We start from the raw sequence: 25,093 nt of genomic DNA on the forward strand, positions 1-25,093 counted from the left end.
TGTAAAGATTCCTTTTGTGAAGCAGTGGTCGACAGGCTGTTGCAGACAGAAATATCTTGGAGAAACAGATGGCAGGTGAAGATAAAGTTCAGGCTGATGCGGCGCAAGAAGGCGCTGAAGAAATTCTTGAAACCGTAGAAGGTGTTCTGGCGGATGAAGAAGAGTTACTGAACACTGCTGCTGAAGGTGAGCTGGATGTGGCTGCCTTACAAGCATCCGTAACAACTCTGGAAACTCAGGTTGCTGCGCTGAAAGATCAGGAGTTACGTACTCAGGCTGAAATGCAGAATATTCGCCGTCGGGCTGAAATGGATGTTGAGAAAGCGCATAAGTTCGCACTGGAGAAATTCAGTAATGAATTGTTGCCTGTTCTGGATAGCCTGGAGCGTGCAATTGAAGCAAGCCAGTCTGATGAAGAGGCGGTGAAAGTACTGCGTGAAGGTGTCGAGATGACACTGAACATGTTTGTTGCCGGTCTAGAAAAGTTCAAAGTTGAGCAGATTAACCCAATGGGTGAAAGCTTTAATCCTGAACTGCATCAGGCAATGTCTATGGTGCCAAACCCTGAAGTGCCTGCGAATAATGTTATGGCGGTTATGCAGAAAGGTTACACCTTGCATGGTCGCTTGATTCGTCCGGCTATGGTTGTCGTGTCCAAGGGATAAAAATGGCCTTCTGTGACAGTTTATCGCAGAAAAACGCATAAAAGCCGTAAAAAAGATCCGGTTTTGGCTTGAAAGCATGAAAACCGGACATATATAGCAAGCAAGGCTTTATTACAGAATTTTCGTCCGTCATACCGGGCACAGAAAGATTGGAGTTTTACAATGGGTAAAATCATCGGGATCGATTTAGGTACCACTAACTCATGCGTTGCAGTACTGGACGGTGAAAACACTAAAGTTATTGAGAATGCCGAAGGCGATCGCACCACTCCTTCCATCATCGCTTACACAGGTGAAGGTGAGACTCTGGTTGGCCAACCTGCAAAGCGTCAGGCAGTAACTAACCCGATTAATACACTGTTTGCTATTAAGCGTCTGATTGGCCGTCGTTTTAAAGATTCTGTTGTTCAGAAAGACATCAGCATGGTGCCATACAAAATTGTTGAAGCTGATAACGGCGATGCCTGGGTTCAGGTAAATGACAATAAAATGGCTGCTCCACAGGTATCTGCAGAAATTCTGAAGAAGATGAAGAAGACTGCTGAAGACTACCTGGGTGAAACTGTTGATGCAGCAGTAATTACTGTTCCGGCTTACTTCAACGATGCGCAGCGTCAGGCAACTAAAGATGCCGGTAAGATCGCTGGTCTGGAAGTTAAGCGTATTATCAACGAGCCAACTGCTGCGGCACTGGCTTACGGTATGGACAAGTCTAAAGGCGATAAGACTATCGCTGTATACGATCTGGGTGGCGGTACTTTCGATATCTCTGTTATCGAAATTGCTGAAGTAGACGGCGAGCACCAATTCGAAGTACTGGCTACTAACGGTGATACGTTCCTAGGTGGTGAAGATTTCGACCTGCGTCTGATTGAATATTTGGCAGACGAGTTCAAGAAAGAATCTGGTATCGATCTGCACAACGACCCTCTGGCGCTACAGCGTCTGAAGGAAGGTGCTGAGAAAGCTAAGGTTGAACTGTCATCTGCCCAACAGACTGACGTAAACCTGCCATACATTACTGCTGATGCAACAGGTCCTAAGCACCTTAACGTTAAGATTACCCGCGCTAAGCTGGAATCTCTGGTTGAAGAACTGGTTGAGCGTTCACTGGAACCTTGCCGTATCGCGTTGAAAGATGCTGATTTGTCTGCTTCTGAAATTGATGAAGTAATCCTGGTTGGTGGTCAGACACGTATGCCAATGGTTCAGGAGAAAGTATCTGCTTTCTTCGGCAAGTCACCGCGTAAAGATGTTAACCCGGACGAAGCCGTAGCAATGGGTGCTGCGATTCAGGGTGCGGTACTGGCTGGCGACGTTAAAGACGTTCTGTTGCTGGACGTAACTCCACTGTCTCTGGGTATCGAAACTATGGGTGGCGTTGCTACACCGGTTATCGATAAGAACACCACTATCCCGACTAAAAAGTCTCAGGTGTTCTCAACTGCTGATGACAACCAGACTGCGGTAACAATTCACGTTGTGCAGGGTGAGCGTAAGCAAGCTAGCTCAAACAAATCTCTGGGTCGATTCGACCTGGCTGATATTCCGCCAGCGCCACGTGGTGTTCCACAGGTTGAAGTTACTTTCGATATCGATGCGAACGGTATCCTGAACGTATCAGCTAAAGATAAAGCGACAGGTAAAGAGCAGTCTATCGTGATCAAGGCTTCTTCTGGTCTGAGCGATGATGAAATCGAACAAATGGTAAATGACGCCGAAGCGAATGCTGAGGAAGATAAAAAGTTCGAAGAGCTGGCTCAGGCGCGGAACCAGGGTGATGCAATGGTTCACTCTGCGAAGAAGACTCTTGAAGAAGCCGGTGATAAGGCGACTGAAGAAGAGAAAACTGCCATTAACGCTGCTGTTGAAGAGCTTGAGGGTGTATTGAAAGGTGAAGATAAAGAAGCTATCGACACTAAAACTGCTGCACTGACTGAAGCAATCTCTGGCCTGGCTCAGAAAATGTATGCTGATGCACAGGCTGCTGAAGGTGCTGAAGCCGGTGCTGAAGATGCTCAAGCAGAGCCAGCAGATGATGCGGTAGATGCTGAATTTGAAGAAGTGAAAGACGATAAAAAATAAGTCGTTCTGATCTGAACTGATGATGCAAAATAAACTCAGGTAGGTAGCTGCCTGAGTTTGTAAATATACAGCGCGGGCCGGTCCCGCGTTGTCGCGTTTTTAACAAGTGCTAACTGAGCACCGACGACAAGCGAAACAGATTATGTCGAAAAGAGACTTTTACGACGTTCTGGGTGTTGATAAAGACGCCTCAGACCGGGATATCAAGAAAGCGTTTCGCCGGATGGCGATGAAGTACCACCCGGACCGTAACCCGGACGACACTGAAGCGGAAGACGCTTTCAAAGAAGTCAACGAAGCGTACGAAGTGTTGTCAGATCAGCAGAAGAAAGCTGCATATGATCAGTATGGTCATGCAGGTGTTGATCAGAATGGCATGGGTGGCGGTGGCTTCGGCGGCGGTGGTGCTGGCGGTTTCAGTGATGTTTTCGGCGATGTCTTTGGTGATATTTTCGGCGGTGCAGGCGGTGGTGGCCGTCGTCGCAGTCATGTGCAGCGTGGTGCCGATTTACGTTACACCATGGATCTGACGCTTGAAGAAGCTGTTAAAGGTTGCGAGAAGACTATTACAGTACCAACTTTGGTTGGTTGTAATACTTGTGATGGCAGCGGCGCTAAGCCGGGAACCAGTGCTAAGACTTGTGGTACCTGTGGTGGTATCGGTCAGGTACGGATGCAGCAGGGTTTCTTCTCAGTTCAGCAAACGTGTCCAACATGTCATGGTGAAGGTCAGGTTGTATCTGATCCTTGTAATGACTGCCATGGTCAGGGGCGGACTGAAGAAACTAAAAAATTATCTGTGAAGATTCCGGCTGGCGTTGATACGGGAGACCGTATTCGTTTGGCAGGAGAAGGTGAAGCCGGTACTCACGGTGGCCCTTCTGGTGATTTGTTTGTACAGATGAGTGTGCGTGATCATGCGATTTTTGAGCGTGATGGCAAGCATCTGTTCTGTGAAGTGCCGATCAGCTTTATTGATGCTGCCTTAGGCGGTGAGCTGGAAGTACCGACACTGGAGTCCCGTGTTAAGCTGAAGATTCCAGCGGAAACCCAGACAGGTAAGTTATTCCGTCTGCGCGGAAAAGGAATTAAGCCTGTTCGTGGCGGCGCTGTGGGCGACTTGTTGGTGCGGGCGATTGTAGAAACGCCGGTTAACCTGAGTAGCCGTCAGAAAGAGTTGTTGCGTGAGTTTGAATCTGCGATGGATGAGAGCCAGCAGCACCACGCACCAAAGAAGACTGGTTTCTTCGACAGTGTGAAGAAGTTCTTCGAAGATATGACCTAAAATATAAGTATGGGCCTGCCGAAAGCAGGCCCTGCTTAGCAAGAGATTAAAGGCTCCTGCGAGTATCTTAGCCCGGCAGGGGTGTCTGTAGCCGTCAGATAGAGAGCCTGTTATGAGTGATTGGCCAGTGGAACCAGATGCTTTATGGCAGCTGATTCAGCAAGAAGCGCGCGAAGAAATTGAGCGTGAACCTTTCCTTTCAAGTTTTTTCCATGCCAGTATTATTGGTCATAAAAGCCTGTGTGCCGCCGTCAGTTATCTGCTAGCCAGCAAATTATCTGATGATGTTATGCCTGCGGTTGCTTTGCGTGAGCTGATCGATGAAGCGCTGCGGGCTGATTCCGGTATTCTTGATGCTATCTGCCAGGATATTGTGGCTGTCCGTACCCGGGATCCGGCAATTGAACGTTTTACAATTGTCTTGCTGTATCTGAAAGGTTTTCATGCTTTACAGGCGTATCGTATTTCGCATTGGATGTGGAGTCAGGGGCGTTCTTCTATGGCGCTGTATATTCAGAGCCGGGTCAGTTCAGTATTTCAGGTTGACATTCATCCCGCCGCTCAGATCGGTCATGGTGTAATGTTTGACCATGCAACCGGTATTGTTGTTGGTGAAACCTGTGTGATTGAAAATGATGTTTCAATTCTTCAGGGCGTTACTCTTGGCGGAACAGGTAAAGAAAGTGGTGATCGCCATCCGAAAATTCGTGAAGGTGTTCTGATCGCCGCCGGTGCCAAGATCTTTGGTAATATCGAAGTTGGTAGAGGTGCCAAGGTAGGTGGCGGTTCTGTCGTACTTGATGAAGTGCCGGCGCATACAACGGTTGTGGGGGTGCCTGCAAAAGTGGTTGGTCGTCCGGAGGTGGCTAAACCCGCACTGGATATGGATCAGCAAGTGCCATGTGAGCAGCCATGCGCACCTGAGTAATTAGCGCGTTCAGTATTGTGTTTATACCGGCCCGGTTTCTCCGGGCTGTTTATCAGGATTAAGTAATGATTCGAGTAGCAGTTGCCGGCGCCGCCGGACGTATGGGTAAAGCGAATATTCAGGCTGTTGAAGCGGCGGATGGTATGCAGCTGGGTGCGGCTATTGTTAGCCCAAAAAGTAGCCTGATTGGTGCGGATGCCGGTGAGTTGGCAGGCGTAGGTAAGCTGGGTGTTGCGCTGTCTGGTTCATTGGGAAATGTTATTAATGATTTTGATGTGCTGATCGACTTTACGTCTCCGCAGGTTACGCTGGCCAACATGGCCTTATGCGCTGAGCATGGAAAACGAATTGTTATTGGTACTACGGGTTTGACGCCTGAAGAGCGTGCGGAGCTGGATAGCTACGCAGATAAAATGCCGGTGGTCTTTGCATCTAATATGAGTGTTGGTGTGAATCTGAGCTTTAAACTGCTGGCGATGGCTGCCAAAGTTTTGGGTGATGATTATGATGTGGAGATTATTGAAGCTCATCACCATCATAAGGTGGATTCACCATCCGGTACTGCTTTAAGTATGGGAGAAGCTGTTGCGGGCGCTCTGGGCCGTGATTTGCGTGAGTGTGCTGTCTATGGCCGGGAGGGTCAGGTAGGTGCCAGAACACAGAAAGAAATCGGCTTTGCGACAGTCCGTGCTGGTGATGTGGTAGGTGATCACACTGTATTGTTTGCCAATGAGGGTGAGCGTTTGGAAATTACGCATAAGGCTAGTTCGCGTCTGACTTTTGCTAAAGGTGCAGTACGGGCAGTAAGCTGGCTGAATGAGCAGTCTGAAGGTGTTTACAGCATGCAGGATGTGCTGGATCTGAATTAATCCAGATAACTGGATTCTAAATAAGCCTCGGTCATTGCCGGGGCTTTTTTGTTTTTGAGATGCGTTATGTTGGGGCTGATATGTATAAGTTATGTTTCTTTGTACCTGAAGATAATCTGGAAGCTGTTAAAGAAGCGCTGTTTGCGCAGGGAGTTGGCCGGATTGGCGATTACGACAATTGCTGTTGGCAGGTGCTTGGACAGGGGCAATTTCGTCCGTTGTCTGGTAGTCGGCCCCATATTGGCTCGCATGATCAGACAGAGCGATTGGCTGAGTGGAAGGTTGAGATGGTTTGTGAGGATGGATTAATAAGTGAAGCAGTGGAGGCTTTAAAGCGAGCTCATCCTTATGAAGAGGTTGCTTATGAGGTGTATAAGTTGGCTGATTTTTGATATTGGAAAAGGTTTTGTTTGATTGTTTATAATTTTTTAAGAGTTATTCACGCTTTCTGTGCGTAACCCTGTGGAATAGATTTGCATAAGGTTCTGATAAGGATCTTAAGGTGTTGAATTTAAAGCTATATTTTTACTTGTGCCTGTGGTGATCAATGGCTCTTAAACAGCGGTGGTTAAAGTAAAAAGTATCCAGTTTTTCTGTGGATTAGCTTGTGTATAACATCTTTATGACTTGCTAATAACGGCTGCAGCCCATGAACTGTAAGGGGTTTGTAAATTGGCGATAAAAAGATCAGTAGAATTTAAGTGGCTCATTGGCTTTATAGGTTTGCTGTGGCTGATTGAGTGGGTGAACCAGATAACGGGCGGTGGGTTGCGTATCTACGGCTTGATTCCCCGGCATTTTGAATATGTCTATGGGATTGTGACTGCGCCACTATTGCATGGTGGTGTGGGGCATCTGCTGGGCAATACTGTGCCGTTAGTGTTATTGGGCATAATGGTTATTCAAATCAGATCAGTGCTTATTATCAGTGCTTTCGTCATATTACTTAGTGGTTTGCTGGTCTGGTTGTTTGGTCGAACCAGCATTCACATTGGGGCGTCTGGTGTTGTGATGGGGTATTGGGGATTTTTGCTTAGCTATGGCTGGTTTACCCGATCATTTCGGGCTGTGTTTTATAGTGTGATTACAATTCTGTTATATGGTGGATTGATCTACACCCTTTTGGACTTCAGTGAGCAGGTGAGTTTTGAAATGCATATCGCTGGTTTTGTGAGTGGTGTTATCTGTGCGTGGTGGCTGGCAAAGTGCAAGCCACCACGGCGAAAGCAAAAACAAAAGGTAAGTTAAGCTGAAGCTTTGTTTAGTGGTCGCTTTGAAGGGGTGTTGATTTCGAAGTGGCGGAGTGGGAATTGCTGATTTTGACGGTCTTCAAAATAGCAGCGCAAAGCGTTGGTTATACTTTGGAAGGCGATGTCTTCCCAGGGGATATTGGCTTCAGTGAAGAGTTCTACTTCCAGGCTTTCTTCGCCTGGGAAAAAGTCGAGATCATCCAGTTGTGCCAGGTAAATCATCTGTACATGGCTAATGTGAGTCATGGATGTAAGGCTGTAGAGTTGTAAGCTGCTGACTCTCGCGTTAGCTTCTTCAAGAGTTTCCCTGCTGGCAGCCTGTTCAGTGGATTCGTTGTTTTCCATAAAGCCGGCAGGCAGTGTCCAATAGCCGATACGTGGTTCGATAGCCCGCTTACAGAGTAATACTTTGTCTTCGAATACAGGCAGGCATCCGGCAATGATTTTTGGGTTTGAGTAATGAACTTCTTCGCAGCTGTTACAGACATGCCGTGGGCGGTTGTCCCCGGCCGGTACTTCAATACGGATGTTGGCACCGCAGCTGCTACAAAATTTCATATAGACCCCTGAGTATTTAGATAAGGTTCTGAGTGTACCTGAAAATATCCCCGGTTAGCGGTGTTGGTGCGACTAAACTTTCCTTGCTGCGCCGGGTATGATGAAAGCATACGCAAGGTGGAGGATATATGATTCAGCAGTTAGCTCGCCGCTTACATGCCAGCTCGCCAAGAATGCTTCAGCATGATGGGCCGGAGGCGGCTGTGCTGGTAGCGTTAACTAAGAGTAATGATCCACAAGTAGTGTTAACCCGGCGTACTAAACATTTGTCTTCGCATGGGGGTGAGGTTGCGTTTCCGGGAGGTAAAAAAGACTTTGAAGATTTTGATTTACTGACGACTGCATTGCGTGAAGCACATGAAGAGGTAGGGCTGCCGCCCGAACAGGTTGAAGTTTTGGGGACGCTGAGCCAGTCAATGTCTAAGCATGGTTTAAGGGTTACGCCATATGTGGGACTGATTGATCCTGATACGGATTTAACACCTAACCCTGCAGAACTGGATGAGATATTTACTGTGCCTCTGAGTTTCTTTCTTGAAGATAAGCGACATCGTACAGATGCTTTTCAGTTTCGCGGTAAAACTCACTATGTGCCGGCGTATGAATATCAGGGTAATATTATTTGGGGGCTGACAGCCTGTATTTTGGTGGAACTTCTGAATATTGGTTTAGATGCCAAAATTCCGGTAAAGCCACGCCCTGAACATCAATAATAAATAAAGCAGCAATGTTGCTGTAAGAAAGAAGAGCTCTAGTAATGACTGAACAATCGACTCCTGTCCGTTCTCCCTGTACCGGTGTTTGTGCGCTGGATGAGCAGGATTTATGTATCGCCTGTCGTCGTAGTGGCATGGAAATCGCTGAGTGGGGTGTAATGAGTAATGCACAGAAGCTGGGTGTGTATGGGTTGATTCGTGAAAGAGAATTAGCAGATCAAAAAAAACGCTCCGGTTGAGGGAGCGTTTTAATAAAGTTCGGAACGGACTTATCAGAAGCTACTAACTATAATTAATTATCGTCGTCATCGTCATCATTACTTTCCAGCTGAATAATGCGAATAGTCTTTATAAGGTTGGCTGTTACCTGAAGCGTTTCTATCCGGTAATTACCGATCATCAGACAAACATTAGCGTCAGGTATTGATTCCAGAACTTCAGTCATCAGGCCGTTAATGGTTTTAGGACCATCTGTTGGTAAATTCCAGTCCAGGGATTTATTCACATCCCGAATGTTGGCAGTACCATCAATAAAGAAGCTGCCATCTTCCTGACGGTGAATGTCCTGGTTTTCTTCTTTATCGTTGGTCGATAGTTCACCAACGATTTGTTCCAGAATATCTTCAAGTGTTACCACGCCCTGGATATCGCCGTACTCGTCGACAACCAATGCTATTCGCTGGCCGGCCTTTTGGAAGTTCAGAAGCTGGGTCTGCAGTGGAGTGCTTTCAGGCACAAAATAAGGTTCATGAATAACCTGTAAAATAGCCGCCTTGGTTACCGCGCCTTGCTGAAATACCTGTGCAAGGTTGCGCATATGGAGCATACCTACCACTTTATTTACTTCACCCCGGTAAACCGGCAGGCGAGTATGGTTGGTGGTGCTGAGTTGTTCGATGATGACTTCTATATCGTCTTCGAGGTCGATACCGATAACTTCATTTCGCGGAATCATGATGTCGTTAACGGCAACGTCATCAAGTTCCAGTACACCCAATAGCATTGATTGGTTGCGCTGTTGCAGGACTGCGCCGGATTCGTTTACCAGAGTACGTAGCTCTTCGGTGCTTAGGTGGTGATGGTTACCTTCAGAAACCTTAATACGAAACAGCTTTAACAGGCAGTTAGTAATACCGTTTACGATCCATACAAAAGGGTAAAGCAGAATTAACAGAGGTTGGAGTATATAAGAAGCTGGAAAGGCGATTTTATCCGGATGCAGTGCAGCTACCGTTTTAGGGGTGACTTCTGCAAAAATCAGAATTACCAGTGTTAGAGAGGCTGTCGCGATTGCGATGCCAGCTTCTCCCCACAAGCGAACAGCAACAATCGTCGCAATCGCTGATGCGAGAATATTCACGAAGTTGTTGCCGATCAGAATAACGCCAATCAGGCGGTCAGGTCGTTGCAGTAGTTTACTGGCTTTGGTTGCAGCCCGGTGTTTGTTCTTCACCATATGCCGCAGGCGATAGCGGTTTAATGACATCATGCCCGTTTCGGAGCTGGAGAAGAAAGCAGAACAAAAGATAAGAAACAACAGAACTCCCAGCAGGGAGCCAATCGATGCGTCGTCCAAGAGGCGAAACCTTCGCTTAATTATTGAGCAGCCATTTTCAATACAAGCTGATTTTAAGTCAAGCTTTGTTAGCTGCCCTGAGGATAAGGGTTACAGCAGTTCGAGTACGAACTTACTGCCAAAAAATGCCAGCATTAGCAGAGTGAAGCTGCCAACGGTCCAGCGAACGGCTTTCTGGCTGCGCCATCCCATCACATGACGACCTATAAGCAGGACTACATAGAGTAACCAGGCAATGATTGACAGTGCTGTTTTATGCACAAGATGCTGCGCAAATAAATCGTCAAAAACCAGAAAACCTGTCACCAGTGAAGCTGTGAGCAGTATGAAGCCTGTCCAGATCATTTCAAATAGCAGCTTTTCCATGATCTGCAGTGGGGGCAGGGATTTAATTAGTCCACGTGTATGGTGATGCTTCAGCTGATATTCCTGTTTAGCAAGCAGTACCGCCTGAAATACCGATAAGGTGAAAATGCTGTACGCCATGATGGAAAGCAGAATATGAATAACCAACCCGGTTTCAAAGTCTTTGGCGATATTTGTATCTGGAGCGAACAGGGCGAATATCAGTGAGATTGCTGCCATTGGGAAGACGCCAATAAACAGGTTGTCTATCCGTTGTCGCAGGCTGCTGAGTAAAACCATTGCGACAACCAGCCAGGCAATAAGAGAGCCGACGCTGAAGAAGTCCAGATGAATACCCATTGGGCGGTGCAGATCCAGGAAGACGGCATAGCTATGAGCGGCGAAGGCGGCGAGAGCAATACCTTTCACTTTGGTAGGCGAGAATCTATTGCCTTGCTGGAGGTTTTTGACCTGCATAACAGCAGCGGCCAGGTAAATAATAATTGCACTTGCGGTGAATAGGATCAGCATGTGTATAGGGTGCTCTTTCAGGTGTCGGATGAAGCGCGACACAGAACTTAGAAACAGATAAAAAATTAGTCGAAAATACTTGCCGTCAAGTTTGTCACAAATATCAAGGTGATGAAATATTTTCCATTGGTACAGATCAAACTCTGTGCAGGCTAAAGCGATAAGTTTGCGTATTGGGTTTATAAACCGGGGTGCTGTATAATGTCGCCATCTTTTATTTCAGGTTACGTCGCCGGACAGTAATTGCGCCGAACCGCTATCAGCCATCAGGGCAAGAGTAATATGTTTGAGAATCTGACGGATCGCCTGTCGAAAACGTTACGGGCAGTGACTGGTCAAGCCAAGCTGACCGAAGACAATATTAAAGGTACTTTGCGTGAAGTGCGCATGGCCCTGCTGGAGGCGGATGTTGCGCTGCCAGTTGTTAAGGCATTTATCGAACGCGTAAAAGAACGTGCTGTCGGTCAGGAAGTCAGCAAAAGTCTGAGTCCTGGGCAGGTTTTCGTTAAAATCGTTCAGCAAGAGCTGGAAGCGGTTATGGGGGCTGCTAATGAAGAGCTGAACCTGGCTGCTCAACCACCGGCTGTGATTATGATGGCGGGCTTGCAGGGGGCGGGTAAAACTACTTCCGTTGCTAAACTGTCGCGTTTTCTGCGTGAACGTAAGAAAAAGAAAGTGTTGGTTGTATCAGCAGACGTTTATCGCCCGGCAGCGATTAAGCAGCTGGAAACACTGGCGACTGAGGTTGAGGTGGATTTCTTCCCGTCCAGCATTGATCAGAAGCCAATTGATATCGTAAATGCGGCGATTAACCACGCTAAAGTGAAGCATTTTGATGTACTGATTGTTGATACGGCGGGCCGTTTGCACGTTGATAACGACATGATGGATGAGATCAAAGATCTTCATGCTGCTATAAAGCCTGTTGAAACACTGTTCGTGGTAGATGCCATGACAGGTCAGGATGCTGCCAATACCGCTAAGGCGTTCAATGATGTGCTGCCGTTGACCGGTGTGGTTCTGACAAAAACTGACGGTGATGCCCGTGGTGGTGCTGCACTGTCTGTGCGTCATATTACTGGCAAGCCAATCAAATTCCTGGGTGTGGGTGAGAAGGTAGATGCGCTTGAGCCTTTCCATCCGGACCGTGTTGCTTCCCGTATTTTGGGTATGGGCGATGTCCTGTCCCTGATTGAGGAAGTTGAACAGAAGGTTGATAAAGACAAAGCTGAAAAGCTGGCGAAGAAAGTTCAGAAAGGTAAAGGCTTCGATCTGGAAGATTTCCGTGATCAGCTACAGCAAATGAAAAACATGGGCGGCATGTCCTCTTTGATGGACAAGTTGCCTGGTATGGGACAGATGGGCCAGATGATGCAAGGCGGCAATATGGCCGGCGCTGAAAAGAACTTTATGCAGATGGAAGCCATCATTAATTCGATGACGCCTCATGAGCGTCGCCGTCCAGATGTAATAAGCGGTTCACGTAAAAAGCGTATCGCTGCAGGTTCGGGTACACAGATTCAGGACATAAACCGTTTGCTGAAGCAGCATAAGCAAATGCAGAAGATGATGAAGAAGTTCTCCACTAAAGGTGGAATGGCCAAAATGATGCGCGGTATGAAAGGTATGTTGCCTCCAGGAATGGGTGGTGGCATGGGCGGAGGAATGGGTGGTATGGGTGGTCCGGGCGGATTTCCTAAGCTTTAATTTCTCTGTCGGCAGCTCGTCAAATAATAAGCTTTTAAAAGGCGGTGTTTTCACGTAAAATGCCGCCTCGTTTTTTATGTTAGGTGCAGTCTACGCGGGATTACGAATTTCGTAACTCGAGCGAGACTGCAAACAATGAACTGTGAGTGATTTCAAAACTCACTTAATAAAGGGACCGAACGCATGGTAACTATTCGTTTAGCTCGCAGCGGCGCTAAAAAGCGTCCTTTCTATCACCTTTCTGTTGCAGATTCTCGTAATCCTCGTGACGGTCGTTTTATTGAGCGTGTTGGCTTCTTCAACCCGCTGGCGAAAGGTCAGGAAGAGCGTCTGCGCGTCAATCTTGAACGCGTTGAACATTGGGTATCTAAAGGTGCTCAGGTTTCAGACCGTGTTGCTACGCTTCTGAAAGAAGCTAAAAGCGCATAATTAATTAGTTATCAGTCGGGTTTTTTAGAATGAATGGTTTAACGTCTGAGCAAACAACGATTGTTGGGCGCATTACAACCATCTACGGTGTTAAAGGGTGGGTGAAAATTTATTCGCACACTGAGCCGATGGAAAGCATTCTTGATTATTCGCCATGGCTGCTGAACAGAAATGGTCAGTGGTTGCCGGTCAAAATTTCTGACGGCAAAAAGCATGGCAAAGGACTGGTTGCTAAATTAACAGGTGTGGATGATCGGGAAGTGGCTCGCGACTATTGCGGCCTGGATATCGCGATTGAAACCAGCCTGTTACCAGCACTGGACACCGGTGAATTTTACTGGAGTCAGCTGGAAAAGCTAAATGTTATTACTGAGTCCGGCGAGCAGCTGGGTAAGGTAAGTCACTTGATTGCGACCGGTTCAAATGATGTTCTGGTGGTTAAAGGTAATGGTCAGAGTATTGATCGCCGTGAGCGATTGATTCCGTACCTGCCTGATCAGGTGATAAAAGAAATAAACCTTGATGAAGGTACGATTCGGGTCGATTGGGATCCGGAGTTTTAACCGGTGTGGATCGGTGTTGTCAGTCTTTTTCCTGAGATGTTCGAGGCGGTTACCTGCCACGGTGTAACAGGAAGAGCAGTGCGCAATAACTTGTTGGATGTGCAGTGCTGGAATCCAAGGGATTTCACTAAAGATAAACACCGTACCGTTGACGACCGCCCTTATGGTGGTGGTCCCGGCATGTTGATGAAGGTGCAGCCGCTGCGGGATGCTATCCATGCGGCCAGGCAAGCTGCCGGTGCAGATGAAGGCGTTAAAGTTATTTATTTGTCACCGCAGGGGCGCCGTCTTGATCATGCAGGCGTGAAAGAGTTAGCCAGTGCAGAAAAGCTGGTGTTGGTTGCTGGACGCTACGAAGGTATTGATGAGCGTCTGCTGGAAACTGAAATCGATGAAGAGTGGTCGCTGGGGGATTTTGTTCTCAGTGGCGGCGAATTACCGGCAATGGTGATGATCGATGCGGTGGCCAGGTTGCTTCCGGGTGTTCTTGGACATGCGGATTCAGCAGCAGAAGATTCTTTTAGCGACGGTTTACTGGATTGTCCGCATTATACGCGGCCTGAAAAACTTGACGAAATGTCCGTACCTGATGTGTTGCTTAGCGGTAATCACGAGGCAATCAGACGCTGGCGTCTGAAGCAGCAATTAGGCAGAACCTCACAGAGGCGCCCTGATTTGTTGGAAGACCTTGAGTTAGATAAAGAGCAGCAAACATTGTTAAACGAATTTATCCAGGAGGCCTGAGGGTCTCAGGGTTAGTATTAGGAGCGAGCGATGAGCAGCAAAAATCCAATCATTCAGCAGATTGAAGCTGAACAGATGACTAAAGACGTTCCTGAATTTGCACCGGGTGATACCGTTGTTGTTCAGGTTAAAGTTGTAGAAGGCGAGCGTAAGCGTCTGCAGGCTTTTGAAGGCGTTGTTATCGGTAAGCGTAACCGTGGCGTTAACTCTGCTTTCACTGTACGTAAAATTTCTCACGGTGTGGGTGTTGAGCGTACTTTCCAGACTTTCGCTACCAGCGTTGACAGCATTGCTGTTAAGCGTCGTGGTGACGTTCGTCAGGCTAAACTGTACTACCTGCGTGAGCGTAGCGGTAAGTCTGCACGTATCAAAGAAAAGTTGGCTAAATAAGCAGCTTTCCTGCGGGAAGAAAAAAGGTGGCTCAGGCCACCTTTTTTTGTGCCTGAAACTTTATTCGCTAATATTGTGAATAAAGATTTCTAGGTCGCTGTATCCTCGGAAGCGGTACTCGAATTCGAGCTCTAGGCGTTGGGCGATTTCTATGGCTTTATTGTATAAATACTCGTCCTGAGTTTGTGCGACATAAACCAGCTTTTTATAGTTACCGAACATGAACGGCAGCATGCTGGGCGTTTTGTCCAAACCGTATTGCTGCCACATGAATTTGTCAAAATGACGGCAGAAAAAATCAGTTAAAAAGAAAGAAGTTACATCTTCATCGTTGTTTGCAAAGCGTGTGTTGCCCTCGAAGAATGAAAAACAGTGTGGGCCGGGGATGCGTTCGATACTGTATTCGTCTAATACATCATCAAGTGCGCCTGCGGTGCCGCAATCGCCATAAATAACAAAAATCTTTGCATAAGAGTGCTGGTATTTTTCAATAGCTTTGCGCATTGCGTCAGGAATGAGTACTGGTCGGTGATGTAAATATGCAGGCAAGCATTGAATATCAATATGCATAAGGTTGTTGTGCGCTGTCAGAGCGACGACTTCTTTTGCCAGTGCGCCGCAGGCGAGCAGTAAAGTGCGGTGCTCCGGGGTCTGTTGTTTTACTATGCCCATGACTGCTACTTTTATTGATGTGTGTTGCAGAGATCTTAGATGGGGCGTTATAGAATAGCGAATAGACAGGTCGCATTTGCTATCTTGTGCCGGAAATAGCATAGATAAGGGATAAGAGTGTTGAAGCAGCAGGCGGAAGTCGTGCAGTTATCGAAAGATAATGTGCAGGTAATTGATAGCTATCTGGATGCTGTCTGGCTGGAGAAAGGGCTGAGTGATAATTCTTTGCAGTCTTACAGGCGGGATCTGCGTCAGTTTGCGCAGTGGTTGCAGGAACGGGGTTATGGTTTGCTGCAATTAGAGCGGCTTGAGTTGCTCAGTTATCTTAACTGGCGAGTTACACAGCGTTTAAAGCCTGCTTCTACGTCAAGAATGTTGTCCTGTTTACGAGGATTTTATCGCTACTATGTTCGTGAGGCGGTGTTGAGCGTTGATCCAACATTGGATATTGAAAGCCCTAAGCGGGGCCGTAGTTTGCCTAAAACTATGACTGAAACGGAAGTTGAAGCCCTGCTGGAGGCGCCAAATACGAATGACCCGCTGGACTTCCGCGACCGTACGATGCTGGAGATGCTCTACGCTGCCGGATTGCGGGTAACTGAGCTGGTGTCTTTGCAGTTGGGTCAGATCAATCCCCGACAGGGTATTATTCGAGTGGTGGGTAAAGGTGATAAAGAGCGCCTGGTTCCGCTGGGTGATGAAGCTGCCCGATGGTTGCGTGATTACGTACAGCATGTGCGACCTTTGCTGATTAGCGATTCGAATAATGAAGTGGTGTTTCCAAGTCGGCGGGGCACGCAAATGACAAGGCAAACATTTTGGTATCGCATTAAGCGTCATGGTCTGGCCGCAGGGTTAACACATTTGCCGTCTCCGCATGTCTTACGGCATGCTTTCGCGACGCATTTACTGAACCATGGAGCTGACTTAAGAGTGGTGCAGTTACTGTTGGGGCATAGTGATTTATCTACAACCCAGATTTATACTCATGTGGCGCAGCAACGGCTTCAGTCTTTGCATCGTGAACATCACCCCCGTGGGTAAAAAAATGCTTAAGAGTCTGAACTTTAAGGTTATGCTGTCGTCTCAAGTTTCAGACCACAAATATACCGGCAACAGGTCGGTGATGAGTTGCAGTTATAAAAGGTAGAGGGTTTCATGCGTAAATTTTTGATGATGGCAGCTGCACTGTTTGCATTTGTTGCTACCGTACAGGCGGAAGAGAATAAAGAGGCTGGTATACGTGATGCTTTGCGTGGCCTGAATGCTATGGTGCCGATCGTTGATGTTAAACCGGCGGCCTTTCCTGGTTTGTATCAAGTGACGTTGAAGAGTGGCGAAACGCTATATACCAATGATACCGGTAGCCACTTTGTAGTTGGCGATATGTTTCAGGTGAGTGATGCTGGTGGTTTGGTTAACTTGACCGAAGAAGCAAAGAAAGGTGATCGGATTGCGTTGATATCCAGTAATGATGCCAGTGATGCAATTACTTTTGCCGCTGAAGGCGAAAAGAAAGCCAGTATCACAGTGTTTACAGATGTGGATTGCTTCTATTGCCGGAAACTGCATAAAGAGATTGCAGATATTAATGCGCTGGGTATAGAGGTGCGTTATTTAGCATTTCCACGTGCTGGGTCAGGTTCTCCGGCGCATATGACGATGGATTCTGTTTGGTGTGCTGCTGAAGGTGAACGTAAAGGCTTAATGACTAAAGCTAAGCAGGGTGAGAGCTTGCCTGCAGCAAATAGTAGCTGTGAAAGTCCGGTGCTGGCGCAAATGAATGTAGGCCGTAAAGCAGGCGTTACAGGTACGCCTGCGTTAGTCCTTGAAGATGGAACCCTGGTGCCGGGTTACGTACCTGCAGCCCGTCTTGCTGAGATGCTAGAAGTAAATTGATCCTCTAGATCAAAAACTATTCATCAAGAAGGGAGCGAAATGCTCCCTTTTTTAGTTTCAAAGCGACCTCTTGCGTAGTGCATCCCTGCTGACTTAGATATAATGCCAAGCTATTTTGGCTCGGGCTGAATATGCGCTTACGTATATTCTGACATGACAAGCGAGGTAACGGTTTGAAACCAGTAAAAGTGGGTATCTGTGGACTCGGCACCGTTGGTGGCGGCACTTATAACGTATTAAAGCGTAACGCTGAAGAAATTGCGCGTCGCGCTGGTCGCAAGATTATTGTTGAGGAAGTCGGAGCACGTCGCCCGAATCCTGATTGCGATACAAAAGGCACCCAGATTACCGCGGATATTTTTGCCGTTGCCCGTAATCCTGAAATCGACATTGTCATCGAGCTGATCGGTGGTTATGAAACAGCGCTTGAGCTGGTTATGACTGCGATTGAGCATGGCAAACATGTCGTAACTGCTAACAAAGCGCTGATTGCTGAGCATGGTAATGAGATCTTTGAGGCCGCTCAGAAGAAGAATGTGATGGTTGCATTTGAAGCGGGTGTTGCTGGTGGTATTCCGGTGATCAAAGCCATTCGTGAAGGTTTGTCTGCAAACCGTATCAACTGGCTGGCAGGTATTATCAATGGAACCGGTAACTTCATCCTGACAGAAATGCGCGATAAAGGCCGTGATTTTTCAGATGTGTTGGCAGAAGCTCAGGCATTGGGTTATGCCGAAGCAGATCCAACCTTTGATGTTGAAGGTATTGATGCGGCGCATAAGCTGACCATTCTGGCTTCTCTGTCATTTGGTATCCCGCTGCAGTTTGAAAAAGCGTATACCGAAGGCATCAGTAAGATTACTGCTGAAGATGTGCAATACGCTGAAGAGCTTGGTTACCGTATTAAACATCTGGGTATTAGTCGTCGCAGTGAAGAAGGTGTTGAGTTGCGTGTGCACCCAACCATGATTCCTGAGAAAGCACTGATTGCGAATGTGCATGGTGTTATGAATGCAGTATTGGTTGACGGCGATGCCGTTGGTCAGACTATGTATTACGGTGCCGGTGCGGGTGCTGAGCCAACTGCCTCTGCAGTAGTTGCGGATGTTATTGATGTTGTGCGTACGCTGACAGCTGATCGCGATAACCGTGTACCGCATTTGGCTTTCCAGCCAGGTGAGTTGTCTGATGAGCCTATTTTGCCAATTGAACGTGTAGTGAGTTCTTATTATCTGCGTTTGCATGCGGTTGAGAAACCAGGTGTGCTGGCAATGGTAACGGGTATCCTGAGTGAGTCGGGTATCAGTATTGATGCTATCTTGCAGAAAGAAACTCATGAGCAGCTGGTGCCTATCATTATCCTGACTCAGGAAGTGAAAGAGCAGCAGATGAATGAGGCGATCGCTAAAATTGAAGCCTCTGACGATATCGACGGTGCGGTTACCCGTATCCGTGTGGAACACTTCGAAGCTTAAGTTGTAGGAAGTCAAAATCGTGAAATATATATCTACACGTGGACAAGCACCGGCACTGGACTTTGCCGATGTGCTGCTTGCAGGTCTGGCCAGTGATGGTGGTTTGTATGTACCGGAAAAGCTGCCGACCTTTTCGAAGGAAGAAATAGCTTCATGGGCCGGTCTGTCATATGCGGATCTGGCGTATAAAGTCGTTCAGCCATTTGTTGCCGGTTGTATTGATGATGCAGACTTTAAACGCATGGTTGACGAAACCTATGCAGGCTTTAATCACACTGCAGTTGCACCATTAAAAGAGCTGAATACTAACGAGTGGGTTTTGGAATTGTTCCATGGCCCTACTCTGGCATTTAAAGATTTTGCATTGCAGTTGCTGGGACGTTTGATGGATTTTGTCCTGCAGCAACGTAATGAACGTCTGGTTATTGTTGGTGCAACTTCCGGGGATACGGGTTCTGCAGCGATTGAAGGCTGCCGTCACAGTGATCATCTGGATATTTTTATTCTGCATCCGCATAACCGGGTGTCAGAAGTTCAGCGTAAGCAGATGACCAGTATCCTGGCGGATAATGTACACAATATTGCGCTGGAAGGTAATTTTGATGACTGTCAGCAGATGGTTAAAGACAGCTTTGCTGATCAGGGATTCCTGAATGGCGGTAAGCTTGGCGCAGTTAATTCTATTAACTGGGCGCGAATCATGGCGCAGATTGTTTATTACTTCTCAGCAGCACTGGCTGTAGGTGGTCCGCACCGCGAAGTAGCATTTTCGGTACCTACCGGGAACTTCGGCGATATTTTTGCTGGCTATATTGCCAAGCAGATGGGTTTGCCGATTAATCAGCTGGTTGTTGCAACTAACCGTAATGACATTCTTCACCGTGTGATTGCAGATAATGACATGAGCAAGGGTGAGTTAGTACACACTTTATCTCCGTCAATGGATATCATGGTGTCTTCTAACTTCGAACGTTTGCTGTTTGATGTTTATGGCCGTGACGGTGCTGCGATTACTGATCTGATGGACCGTTTCAAAACCGAATCTGTTCAGCTGGATGCTTCCCGTTGGGAAACTGTCCGTGAGCTGTTTGATAGCCATGCATGTGATGATGAAACGACTTGTCAGTTGATCGAAGACGTTCATGCTGATACCGGTTATCTGTTAGATCCGCATACTGCTATTGGTGTAGCTGCAGCACGTAAGTGCCGCCGTGATCTGAATGTGCCGATGATCGTTTTGTCTACTGCTCATCCTGTTAAATTTCCGGAAGCTGTTTTGAAGGCAGGCTTGCAGGCACCGGAATTGCCAGAGCATATGGCTGATCTGTTTGAGCGTGAAGAGCGCATGACAGTGTTACCAAATGATTTGGCGGCTGTTCAGGAATTTGTTGCGAAGAATGTTCCAGCATAATTTTTGAGAACTGATTTATTAAAACCCGCGACAGGTAGCTGTCGCGGGTTTTTTATTGTCTTTTGCAGGCTTCATATTCGTTACGTCATATATAAATCGTGGAATTATCAATAATTAATTGAAAACATTCGTGTTTTTTAGATGGGTGGTGTATTAAATAAACAGGCAGAGCTAATCATCAGTGCTGACGAGTCAGGATTAAGTCGATGCGATTAGTATTCAGGATGAGGCTGTATCTGGGAGAGAGTACGGAAATATGAATAGGGATTTAATTCAGTGATTACGTGTTGGTGGAGATAGGTTCGTGGATACGTTTTTTAATCTTTCTAAAATTTTTTGGGCTGTGGCTAATCCGGGAAATTTCATTGTATTAATGTTAGTGGTTTCAATGTTGTTTGGTTGGAAAAAACTGACTTTTTTAACTGTTTTCAGCTTGATGGTTTTAACGGTATACCCCATCGGAAATTTATTACTGCAGCCTTTAGAAAGTCGTTTCAGTCAGCCGGAAAAACTGCCTGAAAATATTGCCGGAATAATCGTGCTGGGCGGCGGTGAAGATGCCGAGCTGACAAGCATTTGGGGGCAGCCGCAGTTTTCTGAAGGTGCCGACCGGGTGATGACGTTACCGATGATGTTAAAGCGCTTTCCAGATAAACCGATTATTTTTACTGGCGGATCAGGGTCTGTATTGAAGCCTGAGTTTCGTGGCGCTGATACAGTAAAAGCATGGTTGGATGAGTTCAGTTTGGCTGAAAATATAATTTATGAGCGCCAGTCACGTAACACTTATGAAAATGCTTTGTTTTCAGGGCAGGTGTTACCTGAGGCTGTCAGTATTGATCAGGGAGATGGCTGGTTGTTAGTAACCTCAGCCTTTCATATGCCGCGTTCAGTCGGTATTTATCGTCAGCAGGGCTGGAAGGTAATTCCCTATCCGGTTGATTATTATTCAAAGCCTTTTGCGTTGGATAATTTCAGGTTTGATCTGGCAGGCAATTTAAGTGATTTTGGTACCGCTGTGCGTGAGTGGATTGGTCTGGGGGTATATTTCGCTACAGGTAAAACGGATAATTGGTTTCCTGTTGAGCGGGCTGTGACTGAACAGCCGCAAGAGCTGAGTATTTAAGTGTAATGTCAGAATTATTGATTCGTCGCCGTGAACATACGGCAGATGTTCCGGTGTTTAATCAGGTTCATCCCTTACTGGCGAGAGTTTATTCGAGCCGGGGATTGTATGATGTTGAACGCTTAGGCCGGCAGCTGAATCAATTGCAGAATGGCCAGGATATTTGTGGCTTAGATGCTGCAAGTGAGCGTCTGGCTGATGCAATCAGACAGCAGCAAAGCATTTTGATAGTTGGTGATTTTGACTGCGATGGTGCGACCAGTACTGTTTTGGGAATGCTTGCCTTAGGCATGATGGGTGCGCAGCGGGTTGATTATCTTGTTCCTAACCGGTTCGAGTATGGCTACGGCCTGAGCCCCGAGATTGTTGCTGTTGCAGCTCAAAGGCAGCCTGATCTGATTGTCACCGTCGATAATGGTATTTCCAGTGTTTCAGGTGTCGCCGCTGCCAATCTTGCCGGTATCGACGTGGTCATAACGGACCATCATTTACCAGGTGACGTGCTTCCGGATGCCTGTGCAATAGTGAACCCTAATCAACCTGACTGTCATTTCTCTGAAAAATCTACTTGCGGTGTGGGTGTTATTTTTTATGTGATGGCCGCGTTAAGGCGTTTACTTCAGCAGCAGGGTTGGTTTGCTGAGCAAAACATTGCTATGCCTAATCTTGGTAGCCTGCTGGATCTGGTTGCTTTAGGTACGGTAGCGGATGTCGTACCTCTGGAAGAAAATAACCGGATTTTAGTTCATCAGGGGCTGCAACGTATTCGTGCTGGTCAGGCGCGTCCTGGAATTTTGGCGTTATTAGATGTTAGCGGCCGGACACGACATAATCTGGTTGCTTCAGATTTAGGCTTTGCGTTAGCACCTCGCCTGAATGCTGCTGGCCGGCTGGATGATATGTCCGTTGGTATTGAATGCCTGTTGAGTAACGATCCTGAAAGAGCGCGTACACTGGCAGTACAGCTGGATGAACTGAACCAGGAACGCCGTGGTATCGAGCAGGAAATGCAGCAGCAGGCTTTACTATTACTGGATAGCCTGGAGCTGGACGATGCTGAACTACCCTTTGGCGTGTGTTTGTTTCAGGAAGACTGGCATCAGGGAGTTATCGGTATTCTAGCGTCTCGCATTAAGGAGAAACTGAATCGCCCGGTAGTTGCATTTGCTGCCGGAGATGATGGTGAGTTAAAAGGATCTGCAAGGTCGGTCGCGGGTTTTCATATTCGTGATGGCCTTGATGCTGTTGCTGCTAAACATCCGCATTTACTGAAGAAGTTTGGTGGCCATGCAATGGCTGCCGGTATGACGATAGTGGCTGATCAGTTGGATGCTTTTCAGGAGGCGTTTGATGCTGAAGTACGGCGACAGATGTCTGCTGAACAGTTGCAACATTCGGTACTGACTGACGGATCTCTTAGTGGGCAGGAATTTACTTTACAGGTTGCAGAACTCTTGAGGGAAGGTGGTCCATGGGGACAGCACTTTCCTGAGCCTTTATTTGATGGTGAATTTTCATTGCTGCAACAACGTATAGTTGGGCAGCGGCATTTGAAAGTTGTGTTGATGGACCCTGAAAGTGGTGTTGCTGTGGACGGTATTCATTTTAATGCTGATACTAAGTTGTGGCCAGATCAGACTATCCAGAAAGTACGTGCTGTGTATCGCCTGGATGTGAATGAATTTAGGGGGCAGCGGAATGTGCAGCTAATGATTGATCATCTGTTACCGCTAGGCTAATTAAAACTGTAATTGATAAGGGAATACTTAAATGAATGACTTTAATTTGCAGGAATTAAATACATTGCTGGGTGTATTTGCAAAAGCCGGTATTAAGAAAGATGCTGGCAGCGCTGAAGAGTTAGCGCTATATGAGCACTTTCAACAAGCTAAGATTGAACGTGATGAACTTGAAAATATGGACTTTGATGACTGTCTGGGCGGTGCCTGTAAATTATAAACAAGCAGCTGCCAGTTGCCGGCTGGCAGTGCATTTTATATGGATTAAATTTTGAATTGCCCCAGTAGTTTGTGAATGTTATTCGCTAACTGATTAAGTTGTTCGCTTGACTGGGTTACCTGCTGTGAGCTTTCTGTTGTTTGGCCAAATGCATGATGCATGTTGTTTACGTTGTGGCTGATCATATTTACAGTTGAACTTTGCTGCTCTGTTGCACTGGCGATTTGCGTATTCATATCAGCGACACTGAGAATGTCCTGTGTAATTGAATTGAGCGTTGCGCCAGCTTGTTCAGACTGCTGCACGCTAACTTCTGCCTGGCTTCTACCTGTCTGAATTACTGTTACTGTATTGTGAGCACCGTTTTGTAGTTGCTCTATCATGCTTTGTATTTCTTCTGTTGATTCCTGAGTCCGTTGCGCCAGTACGCGGACTTCATCTGCAACGACTGCAAATCCCCTGCCTTGCTCACCGGCGCGTGCTGCTTCAATGGCCGCGTTCAGGGCAAGCAAGTTAGTTTGATCTGCAATTGAGCGAATTACATCGAGTATGCCTCCAATGTTCTCAACATCTGTTTCAAGCGTCTGAATGCTGGTAACTGCCTGATCTACTGATTGTGCAAGGTTGTGGGTGGCGCTGATGCTGGCTTTAACAACGGACTGGCCTTCCATTGCCTGGTTGCGTACAGCTGAGACTGAGTTAGCTGCTTCGGATGCATTGCCGGCAACTTCCTGAACTGTGTGGTTCATCTCTCTGACTGCTTCAACTATTTTGTGTGTTTCTTCCTGATGTGTCGCAATACTGGAGTTCGTTTGGTCTGTAATATTTGCCAGAGAATCGGATGCGGTGACCAGTTCATCACCATAAGTTCGGACCTGAATGACAGTTTGGTGTATCCGTTCAACAAAGGTGTTAAATGTCGCAGCTAATATGCCCAGTTCATCAGAGGTGTTAACGGGCAAGCGAACGGTAAGGTTGCCTTCTCCCTGTGAAATGTCTTTCATAGCTTCTGTTGTTTGATGAAGTGGCCTGATAATACTGCGGCTGATTAACAGGCAAAGTACAATAAATACAACCAGAGTAATGCCCAGAAATATTAGTCTCTGCGTGAGAATGGTTGTGAACTGTTCGTCTATGTCGTTGACATAAATACCGCTGCCGACCATCCAGTTCCAAGCTTTAAAGCCTTTAACGTAGGAGAGTTTAGGTAGCTGTTCTTCGCTGCCATTAGGGGCTGCCCAGAAGTAATCGACAAAGCCTTCGCCGTTATTATTGACGACATCAACAAAGGCCATAAAGAGTAACTTTCCCTGTTTGTCTTTAATAGCGGAAGCATCTTTGCCGTTTAACGAAGGTTTGATCGGATGCATGATTATTTGTGGCTGTAGATCATTTATCCAAAAGTATTGGTTCTTATCATAGCGTAACTGACTGATAACCCGGCTGGCGGCTTGTCGGGCTTCGGTTTCACTCATTTCATTGTTTTGGCTGCGTTGGTGGTAGTCACCCAGAATGGCGTGCGCAGTTGTAACAAGCCCCTGTAGCCGGTCTTTTTTCGCCGAGAGCAGGTTTTCTTTCAGTTGAAAAGTATCCTGAATGTAAACCACAGAAAAAATAACAATTAGCAGGCACGGCAAAAGCCAGATACGTGTAGATATGGATATTCGTGACAGCATGATAACGATTCCCTGTTTTAGTTCATGACTTCAGGTTGGTGCTGGACCAGATCTGACGGGAGAGAGATAACAGTGACATTAATCTGAATAATGTCACTTGAGCCTAATCAAAAAACGATGAACTTAATCTTATCCATTAGTTGAAACTCCTAATGGGCAGTTAATGTTTATATCTGTTACGGAGTGTCATCTTTTTGTCATCAGTGAAATTTAACGTGTGCTAAAAAGCAAAGA

The 25,093-nt window shown here is 46.8% G+C and carries 26 protein-coding genes; 21 read left to right on the forward strand and 5 right to left on the reverse strand.

All coding sequences use genetic code 11. From position 1 onward, the window contains the following. Nucleotides 1–68: 68 nt before the first annotated feature. From grpE to OCU49_RS02825, 7 genes are all read left to right on the forward strand, one after another. Nucleotides 69–665: a nucleotide exchange factor GrpE gene (gene grpE, locus OCU49_RS02795; protein WP_261843512.1), complete on the forward strand. Its 597-nt coding sequence runs from the start codon at nucleotides 69–71 to the stop codon at nucleotides 663–665. Nucleotides 666–827: 162 nt separating this feature from the next. Next, nucleotides 828–2,750, forward strand: a complete 1,923-nt coding sequence (gene dnaK / locus OCU49_RS02800; protein ID WP_261843513.1) for a molecular chaperone DnaK — start codon at nucleotides 828–830, stop codon at nucleotides 2,748–2,750. A gap of 142 nt (nucleotides 2,751–2,892) precedes the next feature. After that, nucleotides 2,893–4,035 (forward strand): molecular chaperone DnaJ, encoded by a 1,143-nt coding sequence (dnaJ, locus tag OCU49_RS02805; RefSeq protein ID WP_261843514.1) that lies wholly within the window; start codon nucleotides 2,893–2,895, stop codon nucleotides 4,033–4,035. A gap of 112 nt (nucleotides 4,036–4,147) precedes the next feature. Next, nucleotides 4,148–4,963: a serine O-acetyltransferase gene (gene cysE / locus OCU49_RS02810; RefSeq protein ID WP_261843515.1), complete on the forward strand. Its 816-nt coding sequence runs from the start codon at nucleotides 4,148–4,150 to the stop codon at nucleotides 4,961–4,963. 65 nt (nucleotides 4,964–5,028) lie between these two features. Further along, a complete protein-coding gene (dapB, locus tag OCU49_RS02815) occupies nucleotides 5,029–5,832 on the forward strand; it encodes a 4-hydroxy-tetrahydrodipicolinate reductase (protein WP_261843516.1) in 804 nt (267 codons plus the stop codon). A gap of 80 nt (nucleotides 5,833–5,912) precedes the next feature. After that, entirely contained in the window at nucleotides 5,913–6,224 is a 312-nt protein-coding gene (locus tag OCU49_RS02820) for a YqfO family protein (protein ID WP_261843517.1), read from the forward strand. 280 nt (nucleotides 6,225–6,504) lie between these two features. Then, the gene (locus tag OCU49_RS02825) at nucleotides 6,505–7,080 is read left to right on the forward strand and encodes a rhomboid family intramembrane serine protease (protein WP_261843518.1); all 576 of its coding nucleotides are present in this window, start codon (nucleotides 6,505–6,507) and stop codon (nucleotides 7,078–7,080) included. Here the strand turns inward: OCU49_RS02825 and OCU49_RS02830 are convergent. After that, nucleotides 7,077–7,640 (reverse strand): NUDIX hydrolase, encoded by a 564-nt coding sequence (locus tag OCU49_RS02830; protein ID WP_261843519.1) that lies wholly within the window; start codon nucleotides 7,638–7,640, stop codon nucleotides 7,077–7,079. The two genes, OCU49_RS02825 and OCU49_RS02830, sit on opposite strands and share 4 nt — an antisense overlap. A 128-nt stretch (nucleotides 7,641–7,768) precedes the next feature. Here OCU49_RS02830 and OCU49_RS02835 point away from each other — a divergent pair, with 128 nt between their 5' ends. Continuing rightward, nucleotides 7,769–8,353, forward strand: coding sequence for a CoA pyrophosphatase (locus OCU49_RS02835; RefSeq protein WP_261843520.1), 585 nt, complete (start codon nucleotides 7,769–7,771; stop codon nucleotides 8,351–8,353). 44 nt (nucleotides 8,354–8,397) lie between these two features. Beyond that, the gene (locus OCU49_RS02840; protein WP_261843521.1) at nucleotides 8,398–8,595 is read left to right on the forward strand and encodes a DUF1289 domain-containing protein; all 198 of its coding nucleotides are present in this window, start codon (nucleotides 8,398–8,400) and stop codon (nucleotides 8,593–8,595) included. 53 nt (nucleotides 8,596–8,648) lie between these two features. Here the strand turns inward: OCU49_RS02840 and OCU49_RS02845 are convergent, their stop codons facing one another. Together OCU49_RS02845 and OCU49_RS02850 are read right to left on the reverse strand one after the other, a co-directional pair. After that, entirely contained in the window at nucleotides 8,649–9,932 is a 1,284-nt protein-coding gene (locus tag OCU49_RS02845; RefSeq protein ID WP_261843522.1) for an HlyC/CorC family transporter, read from the reverse strand. 90 nt (nucleotides 9,933–10,022) lie between these two features. Then, on the reverse strand, nucleotides 10,023–10,808 hold the full coding sequence (locus OCU49_RS02850) for a cytochrome C assembly family protein (protein WP_261843523.1): 786 nt from the start codon (nucleotides 10,806–10,808) through the stop codon (nucleotides 10,023–10,025). Between the two features lie 282 nt (nucleotides 10,809–11,090). On the opposite strand from OCU49_RS02850, the gene ffh reads away from it, so the two are divergent. From ffh to rplS, 5 genes are all read left to right on the forward strand, one after another. Continuing rightward, complete coding sequence (gene ffh, locus OCU49_RS02855; RefSeq protein WP_261845182.1) at nucleotides 11,091–12,515, forward strand: signal recognition particle protein; 1,425 nt, start codon at nucleotides 11,091–11,093, stop codon at nucleotides 12,513–12,515. Between the two features lie 183 nt (nucleotides 12,516–12,698). After that, nucleotides 12,699–12,944: a 30S ribosomal protein S16 gene (rpsP, locus tag OCU49_RS02860; protein ID WP_261843524.1), complete on the forward strand. Its 246-nt coding sequence runs from the start codon at nucleotides 12,699–12,701 to the stop codon at nucleotides 12,942–12,944. A 29-nt stretch (nucleotides 12,945–12,973) separates the two neighbouring features. Then, entirely contained in the window at nucleotides 12,974–13,507 is a 534-nt protein-coding gene (rimM, locus tag OCU49_RS02865) for a ribosome maturation factor RimM (RefSeq protein ID WP_261843525.1), read from the forward strand. 3 nt (nucleotides 13,508–13,510) lie between these two features. Further along, nucleotides 13,511–14,251: a tRNA (guanosine(37)-N1)-methyltransferase TrmD gene (gene trmD, locus OCU49_RS02870; protein ID WP_261843526.1), complete on the forward strand. Its 741-nt coding sequence runs from the start codon at nucleotides 13,511–13,513 to the stop codon at nucleotides 14,249–14,251. A gap of 30 nt (nucleotides 14,252–14,281) precedes the next feature. Further along, nucleotides 14,282–14,641 (forward strand): 50S ribosomal protein L19, encoded by a 360-nt coding sequence (gene rplS, locus OCU49_RS02875; protein ID WP_205659251.1) that lies wholly within the window; start codon nucleotides 14,282–14,284, stop codon nucleotides 14,639–14,641. Between the two features lie 60 nt (nucleotides 14,642–14,701). On the opposite strand, the gene OCU49_RS02880 is transcribed toward rplS, so the two are convergent. Then, the gene (locus tag OCU49_RS02880) at nucleotides 14,702–15,313 is read right to left on the reverse strand and encodes a DUF1638 domain-containing protein (protein ID WP_261843527.1); all 612 of its coding nucleotides are present in this window, start codon (nucleotides 15,311–15,313) and stop codon (nucleotides 14,702–14,704) included. 117 nt (nucleotides 15,314–15,430) lie between these two features. Here OCU49_RS02880 and xerD point away from each other — a divergent pair, with 117 nt between their 5' ends. The 7 genes from xerD to OCU49_RS02915 all read left to right on the forward strand — a co-directional run bounded on the left by xerD (nucleotide 15,431) and on the right by OCU49_RS02915 (nucleotide 23,183). Beyond that, the gene (gene xerD / locus OCU49_RS02885) at nucleotides 15,431–16,357 is read left to right on the forward strand and encodes a site-specific tyrosine recombinase XerD (RefSeq protein WP_261843528.1); all 927 of its coding nucleotides are present in this window, start codon (nucleotides 15,431–15,433) and stop codon (nucleotides 16,355–16,357) included. 114 nt (nucleotides 16,358–16,471) lie between these two features. Further along, nucleotides 16,472–17,212 carry a DsbC family protein gene (locus OCU49_RS02890; protein WP_261843529.1) on the forward strand — a complete coding sequence of 247 codons (741 nt, stop codon included), beginning with the start codon at nucleotides 16,472–16,474 and terminating at the stop codon, nucleotides 17,210–17,212. A gap of 173 nt (nucleotides 17,213–17,385) precedes the next feature. Next, the gene (locus tag OCU49_RS02895) at nucleotides 17,386–18,687 is read left to right on the forward strand and encodes a homoserine dehydrogenase (RefSeq protein WP_261843530.1); all 1,302 of its coding nucleotides are present in this window, start codon (nucleotides 17,386–17,388) and stop codon (nucleotides 18,685–18,687) included. 19 nt (nucleotides 18,688–18,706) lie between these two features. Further along, nucleotides 18,707–20,098, forward strand: a complete 1,392-nt coding sequence (gene thrC / locus OCU49_RS02900) for a threonine synthase (protein WP_261843531.1) — start codon at nucleotides 18,707–18,709, stop codon at nucleotides 20,096–20,098. 304 nt (nucleotides 20,099–20,402) lie between these two features. Further along, nucleotides 20,403–21,224, forward strand: a complete 822-nt coding sequence (locus OCU49_RS02905) for a YdcF family protein (protein WP_261843532.1) — start codon at nucleotides 20,403–20,405, stop codon at nucleotides 21,222–21,224. A 5-nt stretch (nucleotides 21,225–21,229) separates the two neighbouring features. Beyond that, a complete protein-coding gene (gene recJ / locus OCU49_RS02910) occupies nucleotides 21,230–22,963 on the forward strand; it encodes a single-stranded-DNA-specific exonuclease RecJ (RefSeq protein WP_261843533.1) in 1,734 nt (577 codons plus the stop codon). A 31-nt stretch (nucleotides 22,964–22,994) separates the two neighbouring features. After that, nucleotides 22,995–23,183 (forward strand): hypothetical protein, encoded by a 189-nt coding sequence (locus tag OCU49_RS02915; protein WP_261843534.1) that lies wholly within the window; start codon nucleotides 22,995–22,997, stop codon nucleotides 23,181–23,183. Nucleotides 23,184–23,227: 44 nt separating this feature from the next. On the opposite strand, the gene OCU49_RS02920 is transcribed toward OCU49_RS02915, so the two are convergent. After that, nucleotides 23,228–24,859, reverse strand: a complete 1,632-nt coding sequence (locus tag OCU49_RS02920; RefSeq protein ID WP_261843535.1) for a methyl-accepting chemotaxis protein — start codon at nucleotides 24,857–24,859, stop codon at nucleotides 23,228–23,230. Nucleotides 24,860–25,093: the final 234 nt, after the last annotated feature.

The sequence above is a fragment of the Aliamphritea ceti genome, from assembly GCF_024347215.1.
GTDB lineage: Bacteria > Pseudomonadota > Gammaproteobacteria > Pseudomonadales > Balneatricaceae > Amphritea > Amphritea ceti.